This window comes from Streptomyces sp. CB01580 (assembly GCF_001905795.1).
In the GTDB taxonomy this organism is placed as follows: domain Bacteria; phylum Actinomycetota; class Actinomycetes; order Streptomycetales; family Streptomycetaceae; genus Streptomyces.
Genome location: NZ_LIXJ01000023.1, coordinates 49192 through 66243, shown reverse-complemented (window position 1 = coordinate 66243; position 17052 = coordinate 49192). Strand labels below are relative to the sequence as shown.

The window sequence follows — 17052 nt, the reverse complement described above, 5'->3', positions numbered from 1 at the left end:
CGCCCGTCCCTGTTCCCAGTGTGGCGCGGCGCGCCGTCGGCCGGGGTGGGGAGGCACGGTCCCTGCCAGGGGCCGGACGGCCCGTACGCCCCTCGTGTCAGTCGTGGGGGACGACGGCGACGGGGCAGCGCGCGTGGTGGACCGCGGCCTGGGCCACGGGTCCCAGGTGCGGCGCCAGCGGGCGATGGTGCCTGCGCCTGCCGACGACCAGCAGATCGGCGCCCTCGGCGGCCCGTACCACGGCTTTGGCGGGGCTGGCGAGCACGGCGCTCTCGACGACCTCCACCGTCGGGAACCTGTCGCGCCAGGGGTGCAGGGACTGGCCGAGGAGCTTGCGCGCGTCCCGAGCGAGCGCGTCCGTCACGTCGTGGTCCACGCCCCAGGGCACGTACGCGTCCACCGGCAGGCTCCGGCCGTGCACGGCCCGCAGGGGAAGCCCGTGGGCGGCGGCGGACGCGAAGGCGAATTCGAGCAGGTCGTCGCAGGGGCCGTGCGGGCCGACCGCCACGACCACGCCGCTCATCACGACCCGCCGGGGTCCCGGCACGTCCTCGTCCGCGCCCGCCCGCACCAGGACCACCGGCCGCTCGGCGCGGGACACGACGGGCAGGCTGATGTCGCCGAGGAAGTAGCTCTCGACGGGCGCCAGCCCCCGCGAGCCGAGCACGACCATCTCGGACTCCGATGCCGCGCGCAGCAACGCGTTCTCGGCGTCGTCGGCGACCAGGCTGCCGACGACGGAGAGGCCAGGGTGGTGGGCCTGGAGCTCCGCCCTGGTGTTGTGCACGATCCTGCGCGCCCAGTAGTTCTGGTCCATCTCGGCCGGCACGCGGGTCGGTTCCGGCACCAGCAGGGGCCACGCGTGCAGCAGGCGCAGGGTGAGCCTGCGCCGCTCGGCCTCGTCCGCGGCCCAGCGGGCGGCGGCCAGGCTCTCCGGTGATCCGTCGAGGCCGACGGTGACGACTGGCTCCATGACGACTTGCCTCCGTCTCGCGAGAAGCGGGGTACGACGGTGTGCGTGCCGCACCCCCCGCACCGCTGTCGCCGCCGTGCCTCGGTACGGGCCGAGCCCGGACGGCGGCGGCCCCGGGAGGGAGCGCCCGCGGGGAGGGGGCCGGCGCGGGTTCCGCCCGTTCGACGCGGGTCCGCTCCTTCGAGGAGTACCGCAGATGCGCCGGTGGCGCACACGGAGCCCCGTCGAGGACCCCGGCGGAAAGCCCGCCGTCGAGGGGAAGGCGGTCTCACGTCCTGCCGGGGGTGCCGCGGGCCCCGTCGTCGGCCCGGTGGGTCAGGTGCGCGGTCACGGACACGACGCCGTCGACGCCCTGGCACAGCCGCTCGATGACGGGGACCAGGCTCTCGAACTCCACGCTCCCGGTGAGGACCACCTGCCCCTGCCTGACCTCGGCGGTCACCGCGGCGGGGTCGAGTCCCATCGTCGCCCGCAGCACGTCCCGCTCGATCTCCTCGCGGATGGCCTCGTCGCGGCGCAGGAAGACCCGGAGCAGGTCCCTGCGGCTGATGATGCCCAGCAGCTTGTCCGCCTCGTCGACGACGGGGAGCCGCTTCACGTCCTGCACCTCCATCAGCCGGGCCGCCTCGACCACGGTCCACTCCGGACGCGCGCACACGGCGGGGGCCGACATCAGTTCCTCCGCCCGGGCTCCCTCCGCCTTGGCCCGCTCCCACGCCTCGACGTGCGGGATCGGCGTCAGGCCGGACGGGTCCGCCCGGTCGGAGCACTTGCGCAGCAGATCGGCCTCGGACACCACACCCATGGGCCGGCCCAGTTCGTCCACCACGGGTACCGCGGTGACGTCGTTGTCCGCCAGCAACTGGACGATCTCCTTGAACGGCAGGTCACGCCGCGCCCGGACGACGTCCCGGGTCATGAGCTCTGCGACCGTTCGGTGCTCCATGTCATCCCCCTTCGGGATGCGACGGCCCGCAGTCCGGAAGCGGTCGTCCACGGCCGGAAGTGGTCATGTGTCGAGCGGATCAGGAATCCCGGCTCGCGGGGTTGGGCCGACCGGGCCACACCTCGGGTCCGGTGGACCCCGGGTGCGGCGGCCCGCCCGGCCCCACGGCCCGGTGCGTGCCGCGGGTGCGGCGGCCCGCCGGGCGTCCGTCGGCGCCCGCCCCTCACCGGCCGGCCTTCGGACACACCGTCCGGCGTGCGCGGGACGCCGAGCGCCCGTCGGGCGGTCGGCCCAGCGGTGGCTCCGGCTGGCCCGCAAGGTGAAGGGGGCCGATAGTGGAGGAAGGCGGGCGAAACCGGCACGGTGCGGCGGTCCGGGAGGACGGCGCGGCGGGAGGAGGGTGCCGTCGATGTCGAAGGCCACGAGCACCGACCTCTACGAGGTCACCATGGCCCGGTCCTATCTGCGCGAGGGCATGACGGGGCCCGCCACGTTCAGCCTGTTCGTCCGCGAACTGCCGCCGGACCGGGGGTTCCTGGTCTGCGCGGGCCTGGAACCGGTGCTCGCCTGTCTCGCCGACTACCGGGTGGACGCGGAGGACGTGGCCGTGTTCGCCTCCGTGACGGGACAGCGGCACGAGGAGCTGGCACCGCTGCTCGGCCTGGAGTTCGAGGGCGAGGTTCGGGCGGTGCCCGAGGGGCGCGTCGTACTGGCCGGTGAGCCGCTGCTGGAGATCACCGCCCCTCTTCCGCAGGCCCAGCTCGTGGAGACGTACGTGCTCAACCAGGTGAGCCACCAGACCGCCGTGGCCTCCAAGTGCGCACGGTGCGTGCTGGCCGCCGACGGGCGCCCGGTCGTGGACTTCTCCCTGCGACGCACGCACGGCATCGAGGCCGGGCATCAGGCCGCCCGGCTGGGGGCCATGGTCGGTTTCGCCGGGACCAGCGACGTGGCGGCCGCGCATGCCGAGGGCCTGACCGCGGTCGGCACGATGGCCCACTCGTACGTGGAGGCGTTCGACTCCGAGGAGGACGCGTTCCGGGCCTTCGCCCGGTCCCACCCCGGCCCGGTGACCCTGCTCGTGGACACGTACGACACCGTGGCGGGCGTGGAGACGGCGGCGAGGGTGCTGCGCGAGCTGGGACTCGGCCCGGGGTGCGCCGTCCGCCTCGACAGCGGGGACCTCGGGGACCTGGCCGTGCGGGCCAGGGCCGTGCTCGACGCCGCCGGGCTCCGGGAGACCCGGATCGTGGCGAGCGGTGGTCTCGACGAGTTCGCGGTGGACGAACTGGTGCGCGCGGGGGCGCCCGTCGACACGTTCGCGGTCGGCACCCGGGTCGGCGTCAGCGCGGACGCGCCGTACCTGGACTCCGCGTACAAGTTGGTCGAGTACGACGGCCGCCCGGTGATGAAGCTGTCGTCGGCCAAGGTGACGGCCCCGGGCCGCAAACAGGTGTTCCGGCGGCCGGGCCGGGCGGATCTCGTCGCTCTCGTCGACGAGCCGCCGCCGCCCGGCGCGGACCCGCTGCTGGAGGCGGTCATGCGGGAGGGACGCCGCACCTCGCCCCGCACCGGGCCGGCCGCGGCCCGGAAGCGGTTCACCGCCGATCTCGCGACCCTGCCGCCCCGGGCCCGTGCCGTACGGGCACCCGTCGCGCCGAGAGCGGAGTTCTCCCAGCGTCTGGTCTCGCTCACGGCGGAGGTCCGCCGGTGCATCGAGGCGCGTCTCGCGGGGGACGGCCGCCAGTCCGTCCCGCCCGGCCGCGCGGACCGGCGCGGGGAGCCGCCCGGCCCGTCCCGATCCGTGCGGCAAGGCCGTCCGGCCGGGCGGGGCCGGACGGAACCGCGACAGGGGCCGGTCGGCCCATGTCCCTGAACCGTTCGCCCGGCGATGCTGACCCCGGACCCACCCACAGGAGGCTGTCGATGAGCACTTCTCCGACCCGTGTCACCGCCCTGCCCGCCCAGTACCGCACACGGTTGCTGCGCGTGGGCCGGGAGGTCAACTTCGACCAAGGCGTCCGTCTCTTCGACGAGGGGGACTTCGCGGACCGCTTCTGGATCCTGCGCTCGGGCGCCGTCACCCTGGACTTCCGTGTCCCGGGCGGCCGACCGGCCTCGATCGAGAATCTGGGACCCGGTGAACTGGTGGGCTGGTCCTGGCTCTTCGAACCCTACCTGTGGCACCTCGGAGCGGAGACGATGACTCCGGTCCGCACCCACGAGTTCGAGGCCGCGACCATACGCATGATGATGGACGCGGACCCCGCCTTCGGTTCGGCCGTCGGCCACTGGGTCGGACAGGTTCTCGCCCACCGGCTGCAGGCCGCGCGGGTTCGTCTGCTCGACCTCTACGCCCCGCACGGCGGCGGTTCCCTCTGAGGAGTCGTGGGGCGCGCCCCGTGCCGGTCGCACGGTCCTCCGGTCCCCGGGACCCACGCCCCGTCCGCCCGTCGTACCACTGCCCGGAACCACGCCCCAGGAGCACGTCATGGCCGCGTCCCGGTACACCGTCAGCGATGTGATGACCCATACGGCCGTGGCCATCGGCCGTGATGCCTCGTACAAGGAGATCGTCGAGCTGATGCACGCGTGGAAGGTCAGCGCGGTGCCGGTGCTCGAGGGCGAGGGCCGTGTCGTCGGCGTCGTCTCCGAGGCGGACCTGCTGCCCAAGGAGGAGTTCCGCGAGGACGGTCCGGCGCCGCCCCGCGGGGTCGAGGAGGCGTCCAAGGCCGATGCGGTGCTGGCCGAGGAGCTGATGTCGAGCCCGGCCGTCACGGTCCACGCCGACGCCACGCTCGCCGAGGCCGCCCGGATCATGGCGCGCAGGCAGGTCAAGCGTCTGCCCGTCGTGAACCGCCTCGGGATGCTGGAGGGCGTCGTGAGCCGCAGCGACCTGCTGAAGGTGTTCCTGCGGCCCGACGAGGAGCTGGGCGAGGAGATCCGGTCCGCCGTGTTCGCCGGGCTGCCCGTCCCGGACCGTGTGGAGTTCGACGTGCTGGACGGGGTCGTGACCCTTCGGGGGCCCTTCCCCAACCGTGCCCTGCTGCCGCTGTTGGTCCGGGCCGTCCGTGCCGTCGAGGGCGTCGTGGACGTGCGCGTGGAATCCGCCTGAGTGCCCCGTCCCCGGTTCGCCCGGGGCCCCGATGTGTGCCGGGTCCCGGGTCCCGTGCCCCGGGTCGCCGTCGGCCCGAGGCGCCACCCGCGACCGTCGCCGGGTGTCCGGGTCCCCCGGCGGCCTTCTCACGCATGTGGGCCACGGGGCTCCCGGAACCCGGTCCGCACGCACCGGGCCCCCGCCTCCGCAGGCACCTCCTCGGGATCGGCGAGCACCCGGCCGTCCACCACCACCTCCCAAACCCCCTTCAGGCACGCCGGCAGATGGCCCGACGGCGTCCGGCGCACGGCGGCGTGGACATCTCCGAGAGGGCCGCCACGGCGCGGTCGGCCACGGGTCGCCGGTGTCCTGCGCCCGTCGGCCGGTGTCCGGCACCCGTCATGACTCGCTGTGCTGCCCGGCCCGGCGCCGCGGAATGAGCTGTACGGGGCAGTGCGCGTGGTGCACCAGGCTGTGCGTGGCGCGGCCGAGCGTGGGGCCGATGTACCCGGGCGACCGCCGTCCGCCCATCACCAGCAGGTCCGCGTGGCGCGACGCCTCCACCAGCGCCGCGGCCACGGACAGGCTCTTCTCGGCGTCCGCCCGCACGGACAGTCCCGGGAACTCCTCGCGGATCAGGTCGGTCAGGGGCGTCAGATGGCGGGCGCCTTCGCCGACGACACTGCCGACGCCGTCGAGCATGGGCGCGGCGACCCCGGCGGACTCGAACACGTTCCATACGTGGAGCAGGCGCAGCGTCGCCCCGCGGATCTCCGCCTCGCACGCCGCGTACCGGAGACACTCGGTGTCGTTCTCGTCGCGGACGGCGGCGAGGACGACACCGGTGGCCGTCCCGTCGTCCTCGCCCCTGACCACGACGACGGGTGTCGTGGCCGCCGCGACGGTCCTCAGCCCGACGGATCCGAGCATGAGGTAGGCGAACCCGCCCAGCCCCCGGCTGCCGACCACCACGGTGCCACGGAGCCCCGCGGTCCGTTGCAGGCTGGGCACGGGCGCGCTGCGGCTGAACTCCGCGGTGACGCGCAGGCCGGGGAACCGTTCCGCGACGACGGCCGCCGTGTCCCGCAGCAGTTCGTAGCCCGCGCTGCGCACCCCCTCGATGCTGTCCGCCGAGAGGTAGAGGCTCCGGGTGTCGGTGTCCGCGCCGTGGACGATGTGGAGCAGGGTGCCCCGGCGTGCCGCCTCGTCCGCCGCCCAGAGCACCGCACGGCGGGCCGGCTCGGAGCCGTCGACGCCGACCACGACGGAGCCCAGTTCGGGGCGGCCGTTGCTGCCTTCCATGGTTTCCTCCTGGCCGAGTGGCGTCGGTGGGTCGGCTCCCACGCCGCGCACTTCCGGGCGCCGCGCACGCAGGGGCCGCTCAGGACCGACCGGGGGCCGACGGTCCCTTTCGTCCCATCCTGCCCCGTCGGGGCGCCCGAACCGGGCCGACCGGCCCCTGCCGCGCCCCGTTCGGCCCTCCTTCCCCGGGTGCGGCCCGGCGGATCGTGGCTGGTGGAATACCTGCGGCGTTTCGCCCGTGCGGGTCTCGGCAGGGCGCCCGCGAGGCGGCGGGAGGAATCGCCAAGGGCATCTCATCCTGGACGTGGACGCAGGGCCCCCGCGAGGCGGCGGGAGGAGCGGCCGTGAGACCCGTCGCAGTCGGTGACCCGACGACCGACGAGATCGTCTCGGTCGTGCCCGCCGTCTCCCACCCGTCCTCGGCGAGGAGGACCGTGTGGTCGGTGTCGTGTCCGGGAGCGACCCGCCGGGCCGACGGGCGACGGGGCGTCCGGAAGCGGAACGGGTCCGGGCTCCGCAGGCCCTGTCCCGACAGCCGTATCCGCGTACGCCGCCGGTCCGCCGGCCGGTGGTCCGCCGGCCGGTGGATCGGCGCCCGTCGTTCCGGCCGGGATCCGGCGCACCGCCGCCGATGTCCTGTCGGCCCCCAGCAGTGGACGTCCGCACCTGCCGGAGACGGGGACGGATTCCCCGAGCACGCGTCCGGCGCGGCCCCGGCCAGGGCCGGCCAGGGCCGCGCCGGGCCGGAGGAGGTCGTCATGAACCCACGCATCGTCGTCGGCTTCGACGGAACCGCGGAGAGCGTCGCGGCGTCCCGTTGGGCCGCGCGGGAGGCGGTCCTGCGCGGCGTGCCCCTGCATCTCGTCCATGTCGAGGAGACGTTCACGGTCCTCGGTGTCCCCTCGGCCGGACCGGGGCCGCGTCACGGGGACGCCGACCCGCTGCTGCGCGCTGCCCGCGAGGAACTGCTGGCACGGCACCCGCGGCTGCGGATCGGCTCCGAATCGCTCGGCGGCCGTCCGGCGGCGGCTCTGGCCGGTGCCGCGGCGGACGCGGACATGCTGGTCCTCGGCTCCCGGGGACTGGGCACCCTCGCGGGTGTCGTGCTCGGTTCCGTCTGCATGGCGGTCGTCCACGCCCTGGAGCGGCCGGTCGTTCTGGTGCGTGCCACGGAGGACGTGGGGCCGGGCCCGCGCGAGGGGCACCCCGAGGGCGGCGTGGTCGTGGGCGTCGACCCCGGTCATCCGTGCGACGCCCTGCTCGCCTTCGCGTTCGAGGAGGCGTCACTGCGGCGTTGCGCGCTCGTCGCGGTACACAGCTGGACGCCGCCCCCGCTGGCCGGTTACGGAGCCGCGTACAGCCCGGAAGGCCACGCGCAGATGGCCGAGGCCATGAAGAACGAGCTGGACGACCTGCTGAAGCCCTGGCGCGACAGGTGTCCGGCGGTCGCCCTCGACGCCCGGTCCGAGATCGGACGTCCGGCCGAGCAGTTGCTGGAAGCGGGCGCCGCGGCGGCTCTCGTGGTCGTCGGCCGCCGCGTCCGCCGGTCCCGGATCGGGGGGCACATCGGTCCGGTGACCCACGCGATGCTCCACCACTCCACCGCCCCGGTCGCCGTCGTCGCCCACACGTGAGCCTCCTCCCGCCCGCGGTGCGGGCCACGGCATGCATACGAGGGGCGGGGGTGGGGCCGCGCCGTACGCGACGGACAGTGCGGCCCGGCCCCGGGGCCCGCAGGGCCGGGCCCGGAGCGGGTCCCCGTCGGTGCCACGCGCCTCGGCCACCCGTCTTCGTCGGGCGTCTCCGTCAGGCGTCCCTGTGGCCGTCGGCCGTGATCCTCTTCACCGGGATACGGTGTGCGGCCTGCCCCGCCCCGGACTCCAGCGTCACGCGCATGGTGAGGATGCCGTCCTCGTACTCCGCCTCGACCCCGTCGGGCGGAATGCGGGCGGGGAGACGGACCGTGCGGTGGAACGAGCCGTAGCGGAACTCGGAGTGGTCCTTCTCCTCCTTGCTCTCGGTGTGCTCGGCCCCGACGGTGAGGGTGTCGCCCTCGACCGTGATGTGGATGTCCTTCTCCGGGTCCATCCCGGGCAGTTCGGCGCGCAGTGTGTACTGCCCCTCCTTGCTGCTCATCTCGATCGGGATGGTGTGGGCATCGGGCGCGGACCGCCACGGGAAGCGGGGGAAATCCGTCCCGAACCAGTCCGTGAGGTCGGGGAAGCGGCCGTGCCTGCGCTCCGGGTGAGTTCCTGACATGGTGTCCTCATCCTTTCCCGCGGCGGCCACGCCGTCGCTCGTCTCCGTCCGCCCTGGTCCGTGACGCTCGCGGCGGCCCGTTCCACGAGGGGTTCTTGGCCGGGGTCGGCCGCTGCCGGTCCTCAGTAGGGCATGGGGCGGCCGGAAGGCGTGCGCAGATCCGGCTCGGGGGGTCTGCGGGGGCTCCTCGGCCGGATCCGGATCCGGATCCGTGTGCGCCACATGGTTCTCACCTCTTCGGGAGGCGAAATCGCTTCTCCGGAAGACGGAACCGCTCCCGCCGCTCCGGGGCGATCCGGGACCTGCGTCCCGTCCGACTTCCACGATCGCTCCGCGGGCCGGGACACCGCAGTGCCGAGTGGGCCACAGCATGGAGGGGCCGATCGGCCCATGGCCGGGACCGTCCGGAAACGGGGTCCGGCCCCGCGGAAGCGCCCCGGACGGGGCCGGGGTCCGATCCCGTCGCCGGTACCGGCCCCGGCACCGGAGAGGGATCAGACGCCCCGGTAGAGGCGTTCGAGGTCGACGAGCATGACCTCGCCCCGTGCGCGGGCCGCGTGCAGCTCGGGGCTGAACCCGGCGGCGCCGTAGAGCGCCAGGCTGACACGGCCGGTCCCGTCGCGGGGTTCGAGACGCTCCAGGACACGGCGCAGGCGCTGCAGATGGTGCATGTCCATGCTGGTGTTCCAGCGCGCGATCCCCAGGGACAGGAGGGGGCCGCTCAGGAGACCTTCCTTGCGGCGGACCACGACCTCGGCGTCGAGCCCGGCGGTCGCCGACGGGTCGCTGAGGGAGCCGTGCGCCGCGGTGACCCGGTCGGCCCCGAGGGCGGTCCAGTCGGCGTACGAGGCGGCCCAGTCCCGGCAGACCTGGGCGAACCGGCGTCCTGCGACCAGCATGTCGAAGTCGGTCCGCGCCTCCCGCCACACGGTTTCGGCATCGCTCTGTTCGAGGGCGGCCCTGCGCGGACGTGCCACGGCGTGCTCGAAGGAGAGGAGCGGGTCGGCGATGTGGTGGCGTGTGATTCCCGGCTGCAGTCCGTCCGGCTGGGACCGGAGCAGACCGCGGTCGCGAAGCACGGCCAGGGCACGTGAGGTGTCGGTGAGTTGCTGTCCCAGGAAGGCGGCCGCCCCGCCGTGGGTCGTGCAGCCCATGGCCAGGGCGGTGAGCACGGAGTGGCAGATGACGCGGCCCCGGGGCCCGGTCTCCTCGTCGAGCAGGTGGCGGGCCTCGTGGAACAGCGGCATGCGCGGATTCAGCACGGTGCGGCAGACCCAGGCGTCGAAATCGTCGAGGCCTGCGGGGACATCGTCGTTCACGTAGTCGTGCCGGTAGGCGGGCGTGCCTCCGACCACGGTGTGGACGAGGAAGGCGAGCCTCGGGTCGTCGATCCCCCACAGTCGTGCGGCCTCGCGGAAGTCCAGGGGCCGGATGTCGAGTACGAGGCGGGTGAGGGCGCGCAGCGGTGCGGACGAGGCGAACAGCCGGGTCATGACCGGCGCGGTCTCACCGGCGAGCAGCAGGCGCGCACGGTTCCCGGGCGGCGGCCGGTCGGAGTGCCGGAGGGCGCCCTGGATGACGGACGGGAGAGCCGGGCTCGCCGCGACGAGGTCGGGGAACGAGTCGATGACGACGGGCAGGGGCCGGTCGTCGCCCAGGGCCAGCAGAGCGTCGAGGCACTCCTTCCAGCCGCGCCAGGGGCCGGGCCGCCCGGCCTCGCGGTGGCGCGCGTACTCCTCGCCCACCCTGCGCAGGGCCTCGGCCTCGGTGGCCTGCTGACCGCAGAAGTAGAACCCGCCCGTGGCGCGTGCCACCGATTCCAGCAGGAGCGTCTTGCCCTGGCGGGGGCGCCCCGTGACGACGCCCAGGTCCGGTCCCGGATGGGGGTCCCCGGCGAAGGACACCAGGGCCTCCCATTCGTTCTCCCTGTCGAAGAGCCGGTCGGGTCTGGGCGGGCGGCCCGGGCCGGTGACCGCGGTCTGCTGCTGTCCGTGTACGGCGTTCACTCCAGGCACCTCCGGAACCGCCCCGGGCTCCGCCGCGGGATCGTCCCGGGGCTACGGCGCTCCTTCATTCTCGGACGGGCGGACGGCGGGCGCGCGTCGTGCGGTCCGTCCCGTCGCGGCCGACCGCACCGGTTCGGTGACGAGCCTGACGTGGGTGACGCCGAGCCCTCGCCCGTGAGCGTCCTGGAAGAACAGGCGGCGGGTGAGCACGCCGCGGCGCGTCCCAGGTCCAGCCGGTGTACGTGCGCGTGCTCACCGGACGCGGGCTCATGGCCGGACCGGGGCGGCGATCTCGTCGTGCGGTGCCCCGCTGGGCACCACCTCACGCGCCCCCGTTTCCCCGGTACGCGCGAACACGTCGTACGTCTCCTCCGTCCGTTCCCCTTCGAAACGGTGGTTGATCAGGGTCGACGCGGACAGCCGCCCGACGGCCGTCATGCGCAGCAGCATGGGCGTCGAGTACGTATCGACCGGAAAACGAGTGCCTCCACGACGGCGTCCTCCCCGGGCGGTGTTTCCCGGGCGGTGTTTCCCGGGTGGCGTTCCCGTGCCGTGCCGGCCTGCTCCGGCGCATGTGCCTGCACTCCCCCCAGGCTGACCCGGCGCACGGCCCCCGCGCTTGGGCCGGTCGGCCCCCGCCCGGTCCTTTCGGCCCCTGGCCCCCGTGGCATCGGGGACGTAAGGGTGAGAGCGTTGCCTCCCGGCCGACGAACGGTGAACGGTGAACGACCAGCCGTCCGGGTCTGCCCGGGTCCGTCCCGGGTCTGCCCGGACGGTCCGGTCGGATCCCCCGGTCCCGGTCGGTCGGCAGGTCCGCCGGTACCGCCCATCCACCGAGGAATGCCATGACCTCTGCCCGCTGCACCGTCGCCGACGTGATGACGAAGACCGTCGTCACGGTCGCGCCCGACACGGAATTCAAGGAGATCGTCACGGTCATGGAGCGGTGGAAGGTCACCGCCGTCCCGGTCGTCGACGACGAGTCCCGTGTCGTCGGTGTCGTCTCCGAAGCCGATCTGCTGGCGAAGGAGGAGTTCCGCGCGCGCCGGATCGGCATGATCGAGCAGATGAGGCGTCTCGGCGACACCGCCAAGGCGGGCTCGGTGCGGGCCGGTGATCTGATGTCGAGCCCCGCGGTCACGGTGCGGCCCGACGCGCCGCTTCCGCAGGCGGCCCGCCTCATGGCCGACCAACGGGTCAAACGCCTCCCGGTCGTGGACGCCGACGGCGGCCTCAAGGGCGTCGTCAGCCGTGCCGACCTCCTCAAGGTGTTCCTCCGGCCCGACGAGGCGCTCGCCGCCGACGTACGCCGAGAGGTCGTCGACCGGCTGTTCCCCGGCGCGGACCGGTCGGTGGAGGTCGCCGTCGCCCAGGGCGTGGTCACCCTGTCCGGTCGCATCCACGACAGCTCCCTGATTCCCGTCGCGGCCCGGCTCGCTCAGTCCGTGGAAGGCGTGGTCGACGTGGACTGCCGACTCGAGGGCGCGGCACGCGCCTGAGCCGGCGGCCCCGGACGCTCCTGCGGGAGCGGCGCGTCTTCGTGGTGCGTCTCCGTGAACGACACGCCGTTCAGAAGTGCGGAACGAGCAGGACCGGACAGTGCGTGTGGTGCAGCACGGCGTGTGTCACGTGCCCGAGCGGAGAGCCGATGTGGTGGGAACGCCGCCGCGCCCCCATGAGAATCACGTCGACGTCGGCCGTCTCCCGCACCAGCGCCTCGGAGACGGATCCGGCGCGGACGGCCCGTTCGGTCACGGAGAGGTCCGGGAACTCCGCGCGCACTGCCTCGACGAGCCGGGCCGTGGCCAGCGCCCGCTCCTCGGCGAGCCGGGCCGCGCCCTCCAGGACGGTCGCCACGTCGCCGACGTTCTCGAAGAAGGCCCACACGCTCACCACCCGCAGCGCGGCGCCGTCCCGGTCGGCCAGCCGGGCGGCGGTGCGCAGCGTATCCCTGTCGCGTTCGTCCCGCGCCGCCACCAGCACGACGCCCGCCCGTTCGCGTTCCTCACCGGGCACGACGACGACCGGGACCGACGCGTGGGCGACCAGGTCGAGCGAGTCCGACCCGACCAGCAGGGGCGCGAATCCCCCGCGCCCGCGCGAGCCGACGACCACCGTGGCGTCGGGGTCCGCCTCGCCGAGCAGACAGGGTGTCGTGCCGTTCTCGCACAGGGTGGTGGTCACCGGGACGGCGGGGGCCAGTCGGCGGACGAGTCCGGCGGCATCGTCCAGCACCGAGTTCGCGAAGCGCACGATCCGTCGGCGGTCCTCCTCGGAGAGGTACAGGCTCCCCCGACCGGTCCCCACGGCGTGCACGATGTGCAGCGCCGTTCCCCGGGCGGCGGCCTCGCCGGCCGCCCATCGCACGGCCCGCAGCGCGTGACCGGAACCGTCGGTGCCGACCACGACCGGCCCTGTCATGACCACGTCCTGCGGAGTGCTGCTCATGGTCTCTCTCCTCGCGATTCCGCGGCGCTCGCCGTTCCTCGGCCCGGGCGTTCCCGCGGCTCGGGCGGCTCCCCGAACCCGAGGGTTTCCGCAGCTCGCACGCGGTCGTCGTGGGCCCGTACGGTCATGCTGTGCCTCCTGCCGGGGCCGCGGCATGGGCTGGGCGGGCGCGAGACCAGGCCGGTCGGCCCATGCGCCGCGCTCCGGGGTGGCGCACCATGGACCCGACGAGGCACATGTGGAACGGCGGAAGGACCCGGGGTACGGCGGCGAGGCAGTCGGCGGACCGGAACACCCACGAGGGACCGGAGCGGATCCCCCCGACGGCCGGAACGGATCCACGAAGGACGTGTAGGACATGATGCGCGCAGAGAGTCACCCGTCGGGCGAGTGCCGGGAACGGGCCCCTTCGGGAGAGCTGGGCCGCCGGGTGGCGATGCGGCGCGAACAGCTCGGGCTCAGCCGGGAGCAGGTCGCCGAGCGGGCCGGTGCCGCGCCGGGCTACCTCCAGTACGTCGAGGAGCACCAGGCGACACCCGGCATCGGGTTCCTGCTGCGGCTGGCCGAGGCCCTGGAGAGCACGGTGGCCGAGCTGACCGGGTGCACCACCGATCTGCCTCCCGGCCTGGGCCACGCCGGGTATCACACGCAGCTGCTGGAGCTCGACCCCCAGGAGTGTCATCTGCTGCTGTCCACGCATGGCGTGGGCCGGGTCGGCACGATGACGGACGACGGCCCCACCATCCTCCCGGTCAACTACGTCGTGGACGGCGAGCACATCGCCTACCGGAGCGCCCGCGACTCGCTCCTGACCGCCGTCGCGGGCCGGACGGTCGCCTTCGAGGTGGACCACGTCGACGAGGCGCTGAGCCAGGGATGGAGCGTCCTCGTCGTCGGCACGGCAGCGGCCGTCGACGATCCGGAGGCCGCCCGGCGGCTGGACGAGCACGCCTACACCACGCCCTGGGCCGGCGGGCCGCGGAACGTGTGGCTGACGATCACCCCCACGCGCGTCACCGGGCGGCGCATCCGTGTCCTCGAGAGCCATGCCGCCCCGGGCGGCGGCCACTGGACGGACGGACGGAGCCGGGACGGTGCACGGGCCTGAACCCGGCCACGTGGCGGACCCGCCGCCGTCTCGGGGTGCGCCGCGGGCCGTCCGGCCGCCGCGGGACCCGTTCGGCCCTGGTGTGCCGCTCCCGGCGCGGACCACGATGGGTGAGGACGGATCCGTACGGCCCGCGGGCAGCGGGGCCGTACCGCCCGTCGACGACGAGGAGGGCGCCATGGGCACGGAGTCCGGGTTCTCGGCGGACCGGCCGATCCGTGTGTTCCTGCTCGACGACCACGAGGTCGTCAGGCGCGGGGTGCAGGACCTGCTGGACGCGGAGCCGGACATCGAGGTCGTCGGCGACGCGGGCACGGCCGATCAGGCGCTGGCCCGCGGCCCGGCGCTCCGCCCCGATGTCGCGATTCTCGACGTGCGGCTGCCGGACGGCGACGGCATCACGGTCTGCCGTGAACTGCGCTCCCGGATGCCGGAACTGGCCTGCCTGATGCTCACCTCGTTCGACGACGACGAAGCGCTGCTCGACGCCATCATGGCCGGCGCGGCCGGCTACGTGCTCAAGGAGATCAAGGGCTCCGACCTCGTCGCCGCCGTCCGCACCCTGGCCTCCGGGCGCTCCACCCTCGATCCGGCGACCACGGCCCGGCTGATGAACAGCCTGCGCGACGAGGAGTTCGGCGCCGAATCCGCACAGGACGACGCGCTGTCGGGGCTTTCACCGCGGGAGAAGGACGTCCTCGCCTTGATCGGCGAGGGACTGACCAACAGCCAGATCGGCAAGCGCCTCTATCTGTCCGAGAAGACGGTCAAGAACCACATCTCTCGTCTCCTGGCCAAGCTCGGGGTCGAGCGGCGTATCCAGGCGGCCGTGATCGCGGCGCACACCGCGGACTCCGCCCCGTCCGCCGGTGGCGCGGGCCACCGCCGACGATGACCGTGGTCCCGGGACGCGCCCGGGACCGTCGGGAGGGACGGGTCTTCAGGACCGGGACGCCCGCGGGAAGGCCGCCGGAACGGGCACGTCGGAGCGGGCACGGCACGACGGACATCAGGGCTGTCGCAGCGGTACCCACCAGCTCAACCGGGTGCCGTCGCCCCGCCCCGACGGTCCCACATCCATCTCGCCGCCCAGCTTCTCCGCACGCCGCGCGAGGTTGTCGAGCCCGCTCCGGGAGACCCCGTGGCCGGGCATCCCGATCCCGTCGTCGGACACGACGAGTGTCAGCCGCCCGTTGCCCACCGTCAACGAGACGTCCACCGCCGCGGCCCGCGCGTGGCGCGCGACATTGGTCAGGGCCTCTCCGAGGACCGCGATCACCTGCTCGGCGACATCGGCCGGCACGTCCGTGTCGATCAGCCCGGCCATGCGCAGGGACGGCTGGAACCCGAGGGTGCGGGCGGACTGCTCGACCGCCCTCGCCGTCCTGACGCGCAGTCCCTGGCCGGTCCGGCCGGGGTGACGGGCGCGGAGCCCGAAGATGGTCGACCGGATGATCTTGATGGTCTCGTCCAGGTCGTCCACCGCGCGCAGCAGCCGTTCGCTCGCCTGCGGCTGTTCCACGAGGCGTACCACGCTCTGCAGGGTCATGCCGGTGGCGAACAGTCGTTGGATGGCCAGGTCGTGCAGGTCGCGGGCGATGCGGTCGCGTTCCTCCAGCAGGGCGATCTGTTCGGCGGACTCGCGCCGCTCGGTGAGCTCCATGGCCAGGGCCGCCTGTCCGGCGAACGCCAGCAGGGGCGCGGTCTCCGTCTCCGTGAAGACGGGGCTGCCGCGTGCCCGGGCCAGCAGCAGCACCCCGCACGTCCGCCTGCCCGTGGCCATGGGGACGGCGACCGCGGGGCCGAGCCCCGCCCGCCGCAGGGGGCCACCGGTGATCCTCGGGTCGTGCACGATGTCGGGGCTGGTGATGGGCTCACCGGCGTCGAGCGCGGCCCCGGCGAACGATCCCTCGCACGGCAGGGTCAGACCGCGGTACCGCTCGGAGTCCGGACCGGACGCGAGGGCCACACGGACGCAGTGTCCCCTGCAGGGAAGCGCCAGGATGCCGAGATCGGCGGCGAGAATGCGGGAGGAGCGGTCCACGATCATCCGTCGGACGTCCGCGTCGTCGGCGCCGCCCAGCAGTCCCGCGACGATCTCGTTGCCCGCCTCCTGCCAGCGTTGGCGGTCGCGCGTGCGCGCGTACTCGCGGGCGTTCTCGATGGCGACCCCCGCCGCCACCGCGAGCGTCGACAGAACGGTCTCGTCCTCCGCGTCGAATTCGCGCCCGCCGCGCTTCTCGGTGAGGTACAGGTTGCCGAACACCTCGTCGCGGATCCGGACGGGCACCCCCAGGAACGAGCGCATCGGGGGGTGGTTCGGCGGGAGTCCGAAGGACGCGGGATGCCTGGAGAGCTCCGCGAGCCGCAGCGGCCGGGGGTGGCGGATCAGCTCGCCGAGGATGCCGTGCCCCTCGGGCAGCGGGCCGATGGCCTCGCGCTCCTCGTCCGTGACGCCCACGGTCAGGAACTGGGTGAGCCGGGTCCCCTCCCCGACCACGCCCAGGGCCCCGTACTCGGCGTCGACCACGACGACGGCGGCCTCGACGATGCGGCGCAGCACCTGCGACAGGTCGAGCTCCCGCCCGACCGACATGACGGCCTCCAGCAGCAGGGCCGCCTCGACGGGGCCGCGCTCCACGGCGTCGAGGCGGCCCTGGAGATCCTCGGGCAGCGTGCTCAGCCGACGGCGTCCCCCACCGCGGTGTTCAGTCCCGGTGTCGCCCACGGTGCCTCCGTCCTGCCCCCCACGCGTACGGGGCCGGCCACACCTCCACGTTAATCTCCGTACGCCGATCGGCATCCGGTACGCGGCACCGCCCCGTTCCCGCGGCTCCCCGGCACGGACCGCCGGGAGACCTCCGTGCCGTCCGGGACGGCGGTCACTGCACGCGCACCGCCGCGCACGCTACG

General features: G+C 74.1%; 15 protein-coding genes. 7 read left to right on the top strand and 8 right to left on the bottom strand.

The window, feature by feature from the left end; all coding sequences use genetic code 11:
• Positions 1–97: 97 nt before the first annotated feature.
• The gene (locus tag AMK22_RS27790) at positions 98–973 is read right to left on the bottom strand and encodes a universal stress protein (protein WP_073789439.1); all 876 of its coding nucleotides are present in this window, start codon (positions 971–973) and stop codon (positions 98–100) included.
• A 268-nt stretch (positions 974–1241) separates the two neighbouring features.
• Positions 1242–1919, bottom strand: coding sequence for a CBS domain-containing protein (locus AMK22_RS27785; RefSeq protein WP_073789555.1), 678 nt, complete (start codon positions 1917–1919; stop codon positions 1242–1244).
• A gap of 409 nt (positions 1920–2328) precedes the next feature.
• On the opposite strand from AMK22_RS27785, the gene AMK22_RS27780 reads away from it, so the two are divergent.
• The 3 genes from AMK22_RS27780 (at position 2329) to AMK22_RS27770 (ending at position 5034) form a co-directional block, all read left to right on the top strand.
• Complete coding sequence (locus AMK22_RS27780; protein ID WP_079186435.1) at positions 2329–3795, top strand: nicotinate phosphoribosyltransferase; 1467 nt, start codon at positions 2329–2331, stop codon at positions 3793–3795.
• 50 nt (positions 3796–3845) lie between these two features.
• Positions 3846–4301 carry a Crp/Fnr family transcriptional regulator gene (locus AMK22_RS27775; RefSeq protein WP_073789437.1) on the top strand — a complete coding sequence of 152 codons (456 nt, stop codon included), beginning with the start codon at positions 3846–3848 and terminating at the stop codon, positions 4299–4301.
• Between the two features lie 109 nt (positions 4302–4410).
• Complete coding sequence (locus tag AMK22_RS27770) at positions 4411–5034, top strand: CBS domain-containing protein (protein ID WP_073789436.1); 624 nt, start codon at positions 4411–4413, stop codon at positions 5032–5034.
• A 381-nt stretch (positions 5035–5415) separates the two neighbouring features.
• Here the strand turns inward: AMK22_RS27770 and AMK22_RS27765 are convergent, their stop codons facing one another.
• Entirely contained in the window at positions 5416–6318 is a 903-nt protein-coding gene (locus AMK22_RS27765) for a universal stress protein (protein ID WP_073789434.1), read from the bottom strand.
• Between the two features lie 758 nt (positions 6319–7076).
• Between AMK22_RS27765 and AMK22_RS27760 the strand changes: the two genes are divergently transcribed.
• A complete protein-coding gene (locus AMK22_RS27760; protein ID WP_073789553.1) occupies positions 7077–7952 on the top strand; it encodes a universal stress protein in 876 nt (291 codons plus the stop codon).
• A 172-nt stretch (positions 7953–8124) separates the two neighbouring features.
• Here the strand turns inward: AMK22_RS27760 and AMK22_RS27755 are convergent, their stop codons facing one another.
• From AMK22_RS27755 to AMK22_RS39635, 3 genes are all read right to left on the bottom strand, one after another.
• Positions 8125–8577, bottom strand: a complete 453-nt coding sequence (locus AMK22_RS27755) for an Hsp20/alpha crystallin family protein (RefSeq protein ID WP_073789552.1) — start codon at positions 8575–8577, stop codon at positions 8125–8127.
• A 494-nt stretch (positions 8578–9071) separates the two neighbouring features.
• Positions 9072–10583, bottom strand: coding sequence for an AAA family ATPase (locus AMK22_RS27750; RefSeq protein ID WP_073789433.1), 1512 nt, complete (start codon positions 10581–10583; stop codon positions 9072–9074).
• A 267-nt stretch (positions 10584–10850) separates the two neighbouring features.
• On the bottom strand, positions 10851–11021 hold the full coding sequence (locus tag AMK22_RS39635; protein WP_158072083.1) for a hypothetical protein: 171 nt from the start codon (positions 11019–11021) through the stop codon (positions 10851–10853).
• 407 nt (positions 11022–11428) lie between these two features.
• Between AMK22_RS39635 and AMK22_RS27740 the strand changes: the two genes are divergently transcribed.
• On the top strand, positions 11429–12082 hold the full coding sequence (locus AMK22_RS27740; protein WP_073789429.1) for a CBS domain-containing protein: 654 nt from the start codon (positions 11429–11431) through the stop codon (positions 12080–12082).
• 70 nt (positions 12083–12152) lie between these two features.
• Here AMK22_RS27740 and AMK22_RS27735 read toward each other — a convergent pair whose 3' ends face one another.
• The gene (locus AMK22_RS27735; RefSeq protein WP_073789428.1) at positions 12153–13031 is read right to left on the bottom strand and encodes a universal stress protein; all 879 of its coding nucleotides are present in this window, start codon (positions 13029–13031) and stop codon (positions 12153–12155) included.
• Positions 13032–13389: 358 nt separating this feature from the next.
• On the opposite strand from AMK22_RS27735, the gene AMK22_RS27730 reads away from it, so the two are divergent.
• Both AMK22_RS27730 and AMK22_RS27725 read left to right on the top strand, forming a co-directional pair.
• The gene (locus tag AMK22_RS27730) at positions 13390–14139 is read left to right on the top strand and encodes a helix-turn-helix domain-containing protein (RefSeq protein WP_242434158.1); all 750 of its coding nucleotides are present in this window, start codon (positions 13390–13392) and stop codon (positions 14137–14139) included.
• A gap of 178 nt (positions 14140–14317) precedes the next feature.
• Positions 14318–15034: a response regulator gene (locus AMK22_RS27725; RefSeq protein WP_079186436.1), complete on the top strand. Its 717-nt coding sequence runs from the start codon at positions 14318–14320 to the stop codon at positions 15032–15034.
• Between the two features lie 114 nt (positions 15035–15148).
• On the opposite strand, the gene AMK22_RS27720 is transcribed toward AMK22_RS27725, so the two are convergent.
• Positions 15149–16867, bottom strand: a complete 1719-nt coding sequence (locus tag AMK22_RS27720; protein ID WP_073789424.1) for a sensor histidine kinase — start codon at positions 16865–16867, stop codon at positions 15149–15151.
• Between the last annotated feature and the right edge of the window lie 185 nt (positions 16868–17052).

Excerpts from the sequence above, each read along its gene's own strand:
- AMK22_RS27730 (WP_242434158.1), top strand. The coding sequence starts at position 13,390 with ATGATGCGCGCAGAGAGTCACCCGTCGGGCGAGTGCCGGGAACGGGCC.
- AMK22_RS27735 (WP_073789428.1), bottom strand. The coding sequence starts at position 13,031 with ATGAGCAGCACTCCGCAGGACGTGGTCATGACAGGGCCGGTCGTGGTC.
- AMK22_RS27770 (WP_073789436.1), top strand. The coding sequence starts at position 4,411 with ATGGCCGCGTCCCGGTACACCGTCAGCGATGTGATGACCCATACGGCC.
- AMK22_RS27760 (WP_073789553.1), top strand. The coding sequence starts at position 7,077 with ATGAACCCACGCATCGTCGTCGGCTTCGACGGAACCGCGGAGAGCGTC.
- AMK22_RS27775 (WP_073789437.1), top strand. The coding sequence starts at position 3,846 with ATGAGCACTTCTCCGACCCGTGTCACCGCCCTGCCCGCCCAGTACCGC.
- AMK22_RS39635 (WP_158072083.1), bottom strand. The coding sequence starts at position 11,021 with ATGACGGCCGTCGGGCGGCTGTCCGCGTCGACCCTGATCAACCACCGT.
- AMK22_RS27790 (WP_073789439.1), bottom strand. The coding sequence starts at position 973 with ATGGAGCCAGTCGTCACCGTCGGCCTCGACGGATCACCGGAGAGCCTG.
- AMK22_RS27740 (WP_073789429.1), top strand. The coding sequence starts at position 11,429 with ATGACCTCTGCCCGCTGCACCGTCGCCGACGTGATGACGAAGACCGTC.
- AMK22_RS27780 (WP_079186435.1), top strand. The coding sequence starts at position 2,329 with ATGTCGAAGGCCACGAGCACCGACCTCTACGAGGTCACCATGGCCCGG.
- AMK22_RS27765 (WP_073789434.1), bottom strand. The coding sequence starts at position 6,318 with ATGGAAGGCAGCAACGGCCGCCCCGAACTGGGCTCCGTCGTGGTCGGC.
- AMK22_RS27725 (WP_079186436.1), top strand. The coding sequence starts at position 14,318 with ATGGGCACGGAGTCCGGGTTCTCGGCGGACCGGCCGATCCGTGTGTTC.
- AMK22_RS27755 (WP_073789552.1), bottom strand. The coding sequence starts at position 8,577 with ATGTCAGGAACTCACCCGGAGCGCAGGCACGGCCGCTTCCCCGACCTC.
- AMK22_RS27785 (WP_073789555.1), bottom strand. The coding sequence starts at position 1,919 with ATGGAGCACCGAACGGTCGCAGAGCTCATGACCCGGGACGTCGTCCGG.